Source organism: Paenalicyclobacillus macrosporangiidus (genome assembly GCF_900116805.1).
In the GTDB taxonomy this organism is placed as follows: Bacteria; Bacillota; Bacilli; order Alicyclobacillales; family Alicyclobacillaceae; genus Alicyclobacillus_H; species Alicyclobacillus_H macrosporangiidus.
This window is the reverse complement of record NZ_FPBV01000047.1, coordinates 1-9,155: the sequence shown is the minus strand read 5'-3', so window position 1 is coordinate 9,155 and position 9,155 is coordinate 1. Positions and strand designations below refer to the sequence as shown.

8 protein-coding genes and 2 pseudogenes are annotated in these 9,155 nt (G+C 49.4%); 4 read left to right on the top strand and 6 right to left on the bottom strand.

Translation table 11 applies throughout. The features are described 5' to 3' along the window. Positions 1-129: 129 nt before the first annotated feature. Positions 130-568: pseudogene (locus BM357_RS18090) on the bottom strand (ATP-binding protein); the annotation flags it as partial. A 170-nt stretch (positions 569-738) separates the two neighbouring features. Here BM357_RS18090 and BM357_RS18085 point away from each other — a divergent pair. The 4 genes from BM357_RS18085 to BM357_RS18075 are packed head-to-tail and all read left to right on the top strand — an operon-like array spanning position 739 to position 3,971. Further along, positions 739-1,980 carry a site-specific integrase gene (locus BM357_RS18085; RefSeq protein WP_083430673.1) on the top strand — a complete coding sequence of 414 codons (1,242 nt, stop codon included), beginning with the start codon at positions 739-741 and terminating at the stop codon, positions 1,978-1,980. Then, the gene (locus BM357_RS19540) at positions 1,967-2,428 is read left to right on the top strand and encodes a hypothetical protein (protein WP_139234794.1); all 462 of its coding nucleotides are present in this window, start codon (positions 1,967-1,969) and stop codon (positions 2,426-2,428) included. The genes BM357_RS18085 and BM357_RS19540 overlap by 14 nt, the downstream gene beginning before the upstream one ends. Beyond that, on the top strand, positions 2,395-2,946 hold the full coding sequence (locus BM357_RS20830) for a tyrosine-type recombinase/integrase (protein ID WP_175511588.1): 552 nt from the start codon (positions 2,395-2,397) through the stop codon (positions 2,944-2,946). The genes BM357_RS19540 and BM357_RS20830 overlap by 34 nt, the downstream gene beginning before the upstream one ends. Then, complete coding sequence (locus tag BM357_RS18075; protein WP_074956729.1) at positions 2,943-3,971, top strand: site-specific integrase; 1,029 nt, start codon at positions 2,943-2,945, stop codon at positions 3,969-3,971. The genes BM357_RS20830 and BM357_RS18075 overlap by 4 nt, the downstream gene beginning before the upstream one ends. A gap of 101 nt (positions 3,972-4,072) precedes the next feature. On the opposite strand, the pseudogene BM357_RS20405 reads toward BM357_RS18075, so the two are convergent. The 5 genes and pseudogenes from BM357_RS20405 to BM357_RS18050 all read right to left on the bottom strand — a co-directional run. Beyond that, a pseudogene (locus tag BM357_RS20405) lies at positions 4,073-4,227 on the bottom strand (ATP-binding protein); the annotation flags it as partial. Positions 4,228-4,304: 77 nt separating this feature from the next. After that, on the bottom strand, positions 4,305-7,394 hold the full coding sequence (locus tag BM357_RS18065) for an anti-phage protein (protein ID WP_074956725.1): 3,090 nt from the start codon (positions 7,392-7,394) through the stop codon (positions 4,305-4,307). Positions 7,395-7,490: 96 nt separating this feature from the next. Then, positions 7,491-7,631: a hypothetical protein gene (locus tag BM357_RS20010; RefSeq protein WP_175511586.1), complete on the bottom strand. Its 141-nt coding sequence runs from the start codon at positions 7,629-7,631 to the stop codon at positions 7,491-7,493. 444 nt (positions 7,632-8,075) lie between these two features. After that, positions 8,076-8,930 (bottom strand): IS3 family transposase, encoded by an 855-nt coding sequence (locus tag BM357_RS18055; RefSeq protein WP_074956722.1) that lies wholly within the window; start codon positions 8,928-8,930, stop codon positions 8,076-8,078. An 11-nt stretch (positions 8,931-8,941) separates the two neighbouring features. After that, the coding region (locus BM357_RS18050) for a transposase (RefSeq protein WP_074956720.1) at positions 8,942-9,155 on the bottom strand (214 nt) is incomplete at its 5' end.

Genomic DNA, 9,155 nt, shown 5'->3' with positions numbered 1-9,155 from the left:
TTCAGATGCAACTCTTCAGTGTCCCGGGCATTCTATTGTCTCAAAACAGCGTAATGTGACATCTCCTGCCTTAAAGGAGGCCATTTTCTCATCAATCATCGCGGATCATTCCCCGGACATATGTTCGGTCTACCCGGTCACCTCCTCCTTCAGCGCGTGTGTCACCCCGGCGCGCAGCTTGTCCTTCATCCGGTAGCTGCTACCACGAATGTTGATGGTGGTGGCGTGATGTAGGAGCCGGTCAAGTCACGCCGAGGCCAGCACCGGGTCACCGAAGAGTGTTCCCCAGTTGGTAAAGCTGGTGTTGGACGTGATGATCAGCGCCCCGTGTTCGTAGCGTTCCGACACGATCCGGAAGAAGTTCGCGGCGTCCGTCGAGCGGCAAGTAACCCACCTCGTCGCAGATCAGCAGCTTAGGTTGAGTGTAGATGCGCAGGCGCTTGTCCGGCCGTCCCTCTTGGTACGCCCGTCGCAAATTGGCGACCAGGCGCTGCATGGTCACGAAGTACACGTTCATGCGCTGCCGAATCGCCTCCATCCCCAGGGGCACCGCAAGGTGGGTCTTACCCTTATGTAGAGAACAACATAAGGGCAATTATGGGGAGCTGCAGGTTATGTGAAGTAACGCCACACTTGTGCCATTTAATCGCGTCCTGACGATGGAACGACTCCACATAACGCCTCAGAATGAGGGACGAGCCATGTAGCTCATCAATCCTCATTAAGGAGGCTGTTTTCATGTTGGAGCATCTCACAATTGGCGAACTTGTGGAGCGAGTTCTGGCGGAATTGAAGCGGCTGGCCTATGCTCAAAATACGCAACTCGCCTACCGCCGTTTCTACAATCAAGTCCTCCGCTACGCGAAGTCCCAAGGGGTTGAGCACTACTCGGAAGCATTCGGCCGGAAATTCTTTGAGGCAACTTACGGATGCCAATGGACTGAATTGCCGCAACCAATTCCAAAGAAGTTTCGTCCCCCAGTTCGTTTTCTGGCCTCCCTCACGGATGTACAACTTCACGGCACCGTGGTCCGACGGCGACCGAAAAATCGCCCGTATGAGGCGCCGCCCGCTTTTCGTACGGCTTTGGACGCGTTCACTGTGGAATGTCAACGACGTGGCTATTCTTCATATGGTCAACGGACCCGGATGGGCCGCATACGCCTGTTTCTCGCATTTCTTGCAGCCGAAGATATCACGCCGGACACTCTAACCGCGCGACATGTATCCCGCTATGTGGCCACCTTAATGAACTACCACCCCAAAACGGTCTTGGCCATACTCACCAATCTGCGCACGTTTTTGCGGTTTCTTCATGATGCCGGTTTTCATGCCCAGGATCTGAGTAGTGCCATACCGCGCGTTCGTGCAGGTCGGTACGAACGGCTACCGAGTGTTTGGCCAGCTGACTCCGTGCAACGGCTCCTTAATGCCGTCGACCGCGGCAATCCGACTGGTAAGCGTGACTATGCCATTTTATTGCTCGCAGCTCGGCTTGGCATGCGGGTAGGAGACATTAAAGCACTGACGCTATCAGCCCTGCATTGGGAAGCGAAAACGATTGTCTTGGTGCAGCAGAAAACGGGACGTGCAATCGAATATCCACTTTTGGACGATGTTGGCTGGGCAATAATCGATTATCTAAAGCACGGCCGTCCCGCGACTGCGAGTCCAGTGCTGTTTGTGCGCCATCACGCACCCTTCGAACCATTTGGCCCGCACGCGAACTTACACCACATCATCACCCGTTACGCACGGCGTGCCGGTATTTCGGTACCGACCGCACATCATGGCATGCACGCTCTTCGACATACGCTCGCCAGCGCCTTGTTGGAGCGCGACACACCTCTGCCCGTTATCGCTGAAATTCTTGGCCATCTCAGTACTCAATCCACTCAAGTGTATCTGGCTGTGGATCGCGCGGGATTGGAGCGCTGTGCTCTTGACCCTGAGGAGGTGTTCGCTTATGGCGACGAATGACGTGTTTATTAGTGTGCTTGGGCCTATTCTCGCGAACCTGATAGCTGAACAACGTGGTGTTGGCTACCACTATGACAAAGAGGCCCGTGATTTTGCACGGTTCGATCGTTTTTGTGCGGCCGTTGGTCACCAAAGTCTGTCGTTGCCGCGCGAACTCGTGGAGCAGTGGACTGCGAAACAAATTCATGAAACGGAGACCAATCGCCAGCACCGAATTTCGCGTATGCGGGTGTTAGGGCGCTACATGCAACGCTGCGGATACCCAGCCTGGGTGTATCCTCGACAGGCGACTGCCCAGACGTCTGCGCGATACGTGCCTCATATTTTCTCTCGCTCGGAATTGGCGGCCTTGTTTCGTGTAATTGATGCGTCCACGCCGGAACATAGCTCTCTTACCGCCACCTGGTATTACCCTTGCTGTTTCGACTCCTTTACGGCAGCGGCTTGAGGATTGGAGAAGCATTAGCCTTATGTGGTGGCGATGTTGACCTAAAAACAGGCACCATCCACATCCGAGTGGCAAAGCTGGATAAGGAACGACGGATTCCCGTCCATCCCTTACTCATCCAACGCATTGCGCGATATGTGAGAACGTTGGGTATTGCGCCGACTCTGGAAGCACCCTTGTTTCCCGGGCCGACTGGACGGCCCTATTGCGAAAGCACCATTTACGACTTCTTTCGCCGTTTTCTCTGGGAGGCCAACATCTCACACGGGGGGCGGGGCCATGGTCCACGCCTCCACGACTTACGTCATACGTTTGCCGTGCACTGTCTACGGAAGTGGGTTTTGGAAGGTGTTGATCTCACGGTAGCGCTGCCATACCTCTCCGCGTACATGGGACACACGGGCCTCAAAAGCACACAGATGTACCTCCGTCTCACGGCCGAAGTATACCCAACTGTCGTAGCCGCTGTTGAGCGGCACTATGCATCCATAATTCCAACAGGCGGTGATCGTGGATGAGGCCAACAGATTTTGCGGTTTTGTTAACCCGCTACTTGAGTCAGTATTTGCCTGCCCAACGTAACTTGAGTCGACAAACGATCCAGTCGTACCGGGATACGTTCAAGCTCTTGTTGCGATTTTGCCAGGCGGAATATGGGTGGTCGCCGGAGAACATTACACTTGCTCAGATCGATCGGTCGTGTATTGAATCGTTTCTCGACTGGATTGAAACGGCTCGCAACTGCAGCGTCGCCACAAGGAACCAACGACTGGCCGCATTGAAGTCCTTTTTTCGTTGGATTTCATATGAGGCACCAGAACATCTTGAGACCATGCAGCGCGTGCTGGGGATTGCGTGGAAGAAGACGGGGCAACCAGAGATGGTGTACTTGACGGCGAACGCCGTGGAGGCATTATTAGCACAACCTGATCGTACTACCCCTGCAGGGCGGCGAGACGCAACATTGCTTGCTCTGCTCTACGATACCGGCGCGAGAGTGCAAGAACTGGTCGATCTGAGGGTTCGGGATGTGCGCCTTGAATCTCCTGCAGTTGTGACCTTAACCGGAAAGGGAAGGAAAAAACGCTCAGTGCCACTGATGACGGCTACGGCAGATTTGGTGGCTGCTTATCTGGAGGAGAAACATCTCACTCGAGCGGAATTTATGGACCATCCCTTGTTTTACAACCGGCAACGCCATGCTCTGACACGTTGGGGTGTGACGTATGTACTTCAAAAGTACGTCGCACGGGCCAAAGTGAAAGCGCCCGGGGCATTTCCTGAAGTTGTGAGTCCGCATCTCCTAAGGCATTCTAAAGCTATGCATCTCTTACAAGCCGGGGTCAATTTGATCTATATTCGTGATTTGCTCGGCCACAGCGATGTGACTACGACAGAGATCTATGCCCGGGCCGACGCAGAAATGAAGCGCCGGGCTTTGGAATCTACGCGAATACCGGGCATTGACGTTGTACCAGGGTCCTGGACTTCGGACGCAGGACTCATGGAATGGCTGACAAGCCTCGGTGCGCGACCGCTCTGATCGCTGGCCTGCAACATTATGTGGAGTCTACAAAGCGGTCATCCCAGCTTTCGTAAGCAGGGATGGCCGTTTCTCACCATAACCTGCAGCTCCCCATAATTGCCCACCCCCGGCGGTCCCAGGAAGATGACGTTGCTGCCTCCTGGATGAACGTCAGACTGGCCAGTTCTCGGATCTGCCGTTCATCGATGGACGGCTGGAACGAGAAGTCGAAGTCCGCAAGGGTCTTGTGGTACGGAAAGTTGGCCGTGCGGAGCGTGGGGTGCATGTAACGGCTGTATCGTTCATCCTTCAAACTAAATCAATATCAATGAGTCCCCTTTTCACACGTGATTATGATTTCTTTCGATGAGACAGTAAGTCAATGGAACGTTGCTGTCTAATGGGTATGTCCAATAGGTCGGATACTCTTTGTTTATCCTTATAAGACACGTTAAACATGTACATGTGATTGAGCACCAACGCCTTTGCCAACGTATTGCCCAATGCGTTTCCTCTTGCGACCTCTATGAACTCCTCGAGTTCCGGGAAAGGTATAAATTGCAAATAGTCCAATCTCAAAGAAATATCCACTAGGCGAACGGCTACTGAAGAATCCTCGGATACGATACGTCTGAATGTCTCCATCAGATTCTTCGTTCCGATGGAAGTGGATATTTTTCTGATAAATGTATACGAAATTAACAGCGTGAGATTAAACACGAACCTGCGCGATATGCGATCAATACGATCCCTATCTATTGACTGCCCCGAACTGAGCCTCCTTTTTTCTAGAATTTTGTGAACCTCACTAACCATCCCATCTAAGTTATTGCCCAACACTGAAAGAAACGAGTTTAGCGATCTTAGTCCCAAATCATATGCCTCTTTACATAGTTGGTATTTATCATCAGCCTTTATCGAGCCATAGTAATTCTTTAAAATTTGCCCAAGTATCTCCAATGACTTAAACGCGGAATTAAGACGTGCAATAATATCTAGTTCTTCATATTCGTCCTCCTCTAATTCAACGGCTGTCTCTGCATTCGCTCTCTCCAGCTCATCTCTTGCTATAAGTCGTTGTTCCCTATGCTTCTGAACATCAACAGTCTCATACACCAACTTAGGCAGTGTGTCGACAAGGGCATTTATTGATGCAACATCGTTCTCCAATTTCGTGGGAACGACGTCGGCAAAAATTGCCCGAGCTTTGGCGACTATTTCGCTAAGTATAAAAGGATCCTTAGACATGTGCGTCAGGAACATGAGAATGTTTGCATATTCCTTTATGTGAACCTTTTCGCACATAAATGATATTCGGGCCTTGATTTGATCATCACTAATGTTATTTGCCAAATATCTGGCCACGAAATAGTAATAGATATATGGATAACGAAACCGATACGAACTACGGAACTTCTCAATAATGGAGGCCGCCTCCAGACGACTTACCATAAAGCCTAGATCATACGATAACTCATATTCCTTTCCAAACCACACATTAAACTCTCTAAACTCTTCCTCACTAATCTCCTTTGCTTTTTTCGTATAGAACTTAAAGGCCAGTTCGGTAACATAGTTATAAAATGCATCTATTTCTTCATGGCGCAAGTTTATGTTCATGAACTCACGTGTGATCAAAAAATCGTAGTAGTACCCATAAGAACTCTCCTTTAGGTTATGTTGAACACCGCTTTCAATGGTTTGAATGAGTACCAGCAAGAAAAACGGATATGAAGGCACAAAATTGTAACCGATTATTGTATCTAAGATGGCATTAACTCGATCATTTTCCTTAAGCAACTCATCGTCTTCAATTGTGTATTCACGACCGAGTTTATTCCACTTGTTTACAAGATCATAGCGAAGTTTATGTCCGAACTCTACTAGCTCAAACTTTTGATATGCTACATCAACATCACCGTCGTCATCCCCCGTCATCAACTCCATAAATTGGAACAAAGAGCTTCCCGTCAGAACGATGTGTCTGTATAATTTACCAAGTTGGCTAACAAGTTTATATGTAAATCGGTTATTTAATTTGCATCTATCTAAGTTATCAACAAGAATTACTTTCTTTTCGTTACTCAGTTGTCTAAACTGCTCTACCTTTTCAGCCCTATATTGTTCCATAAAGGTTTGTGTAACCAACTTGTCAAAGTCCTCTAGAACATGTGAATTTACCTTTGAACCATCAATCAATACAGGTACATATCCTCTATCATAGAAATTCTTATAAAGAATTTTACATACCGTAGTCTTACCTGATTTTTCTTCACCAATGATCATATATTTATTCTCAGTGTTCAGTGTGGCAAACACGTTCTCTAAGCTCACAAACCGTTCCAGATTGTCAGTGACGTCTGTTCTATTAATAATCTTTGCGTCTGGATAGACGAATGTGTCGTCAAGAGTCAACTTGGTCTTGCGCGGATGGTAGAGTGTCACACCTGGATCGTTCAGATATGCTTGGAAATCCTCATGTATCTGAAACACCTTGGTAGAAAGCCATTCAGAACGCTTAAACTTTATCCACTCAGTACTGGACTTTATAACATACATTGTTTTATCCCAATGAAACTGAAACACTCTCTGCGTTCCCTCTTTAAGATTGAACCTGAGCAGATTGAACTCGCTCACATCTGGATCGCCAGAATCCTGTAGCGCACCCCCTTCTATGTGCTCCACATGCTGACCGTGCAAATTATCCTGCTTACTAATCGTTGTGACGTGCTCATGACCGGTAAGAATTACGTCTGAATATCGCTCCAGTACCCTTCTAATTTTTCGTCCATTTTCAGGAATGAACCAATTGAATGGATGATGCAAGATGGTGATTATGAGATCACCTGTGTTTCGGCTTATGACATCTTCGTATCTTTCAATAGGCAACACCATGTTACCGGGATTCTCGTGGAGTTCAGAAGTCCATGCAGTATTAAGTTGGTGAAATACAATTCTAAATTGACCTCGGTAAAACAACGATGATGCGAATAACTTGTCTTGAAAGATTAAGTTTTCCCGACTTTCATATGCAGTTGCAAATGATCGATACTCTTCCTGTAAAACACAGCATTGGTCAATAATCGATTCGTCAATTTCGTGTGTTCCGTTCCTAATACCCTCCAGAACAATCCGTCGGACCCTGCTGTCGCTAACGAAATGACAGTCATGGTTACCTGGAATCATAATGAATTGCGGTTTCAAACCTAATTCTGAAGTAGCAGAATCACTTAGGGTTTCAAACGCGTCGATGGCCATAAGGTATTCGTTCTCTTTACCTGAAAATGCAATGTCTCCAGAAACCACGACAAACAAATGTTCTACTCCAATAAGTTCGCTTTTGATAGCCGGAACAATCTTGTTGAACTTACTAAGCACACTATTGGTATGTTCTGGTTCACGCAAATGAATATCACTAAGATGTAACACTGCAAGTTGCATTAACAGAACCTCCCGATAGCGTATGATGTCCAAGAATTCGCCACATAATGTGGTATAACCTGCACGGAAACATAATATTTCTCTATCTTTTATCGCTTACTCTACGGAGGTCTGAAGTACGGTCTGCTTGTTGGCGGTGTTGCCTAGGAACACCTCATGGGTGATGGGGAACCCGTCTGGGGTCACCAGCAGGCCCAAGTCCACCCCTTCCAGATAAGGACGGTATATGGCAACCATCAAATTGATACACCTTGAAAGTCATCGGTCCGCTCCCCGACCATCCGGTTCAAGTCAGTCCCACCACATACTCAGGCGACGGGCCGGTCGGCATGTCGTCATTTTCCGTTGCACACGTTCCGCCATGACAATGACCAACACCGCGCCATCATGATACAGAGAGCTGCAAATTAATAACGCCTGCGCGGTATACGGTCGGATGTAGATCATGTCCGGCTCAATAAACACATACCGGTCCGCGGCGGGTTTCTCCTTCTTCGGACGTGGATAGAAGTCCGTGCAGCACGTCCCAATTCGCGCGTCGTCCGCCGTCCGCAGATAGTAAGTTGTGCACAACGAAATCGAGTAGGAGGGGGCGCCTCGTATTGAACCCCACATTGTCAAGACAGATGGGATGGCCTTTAAGAGAGAGATGAGAGACTTGCAATTCAGATAAAAACCATCTCACGCTGCGTTTTGTTGCATTTTCCAATTTCTGAATTCCAACGGCAACCGATAACCTAGTGCGGAATGCGGTCGGTCCGTGTTGTAAAAGCGAATGTACGACTCAATCGCCGCTTTCGCCTCGGCAAAGCTGCTGTATTCCTGCAGCCAGACCTCCTCCTCCTTCAGCGACCGGAAGAATCGCTCGATGTATCCGTCAGCATCAGGGTTGTTGTGACCCGTCCGCTCGTGGTTGATTTGGCAGACCTTCATCGCTTGGATGAACCGTCGACTTGTCATCTGGCAGCCATTGTCCGTTCGCAATGTCAAACCAGCACCTTGAACGCCGTTCGGGAAGCGATAGTTCAGTGCCATATCCACAGCCTTCAGCAGGTCCTCCGTCCGGCAGAACCGGGAAAACGAGTACCCCACAATCTCCCGGTCATAAGCGTCAATCACGGCAAACAGATATCCCCAGCCGTCCTTCCCACACCACACCTTCGTCATGTCGCACTGGAAATGCTCGTTGGACCTGGTGACCGGTCTCTTCCCTCGCCGTTTCGTTCGTGCAGCGCCACGCCTCAGAGATTTCACCAGCAGCCCCATTTCCTTCATCAACCGGTACACCCGCTTATGGTTCACCCGCACGTTGTATCGGCGACGCAGCATGACTTGGATTCGCCGGTATCCGTACGTGGGGAATTCTTCGCACAGTTTCCGAATCCACTGTTTGACCAGAGCGTCCTTGTCCACAGGAGGCCGCTTTGGCTTTGGCACAGGCGGCTTCAGCAAGCTGTAACAGTACGTCCGGTTCAGCCCTAATGCTTTTGCAATCACTGGGACCGGAAAGCCTTCTTTGGCGAGCTGACAGACCAAAGAACGGCTATTTACTTCCGGCCCCAATTCGATTTTTTTCGCAACACATCCACCTGCATTGTAAGTTCACCGATCTTAGCCCGAGCCTCCTGCAACTCCTTCTCCAGCTCCTGCTCCCTCGTGGAGGGTCCGGACTGAAGCCCAGCGCGTCCACCAGCCAGGAACGCTTCACGCCACCTGTAATACAGACTCTGGGCCACGCCATGCCGCCGACATACCTCGCTG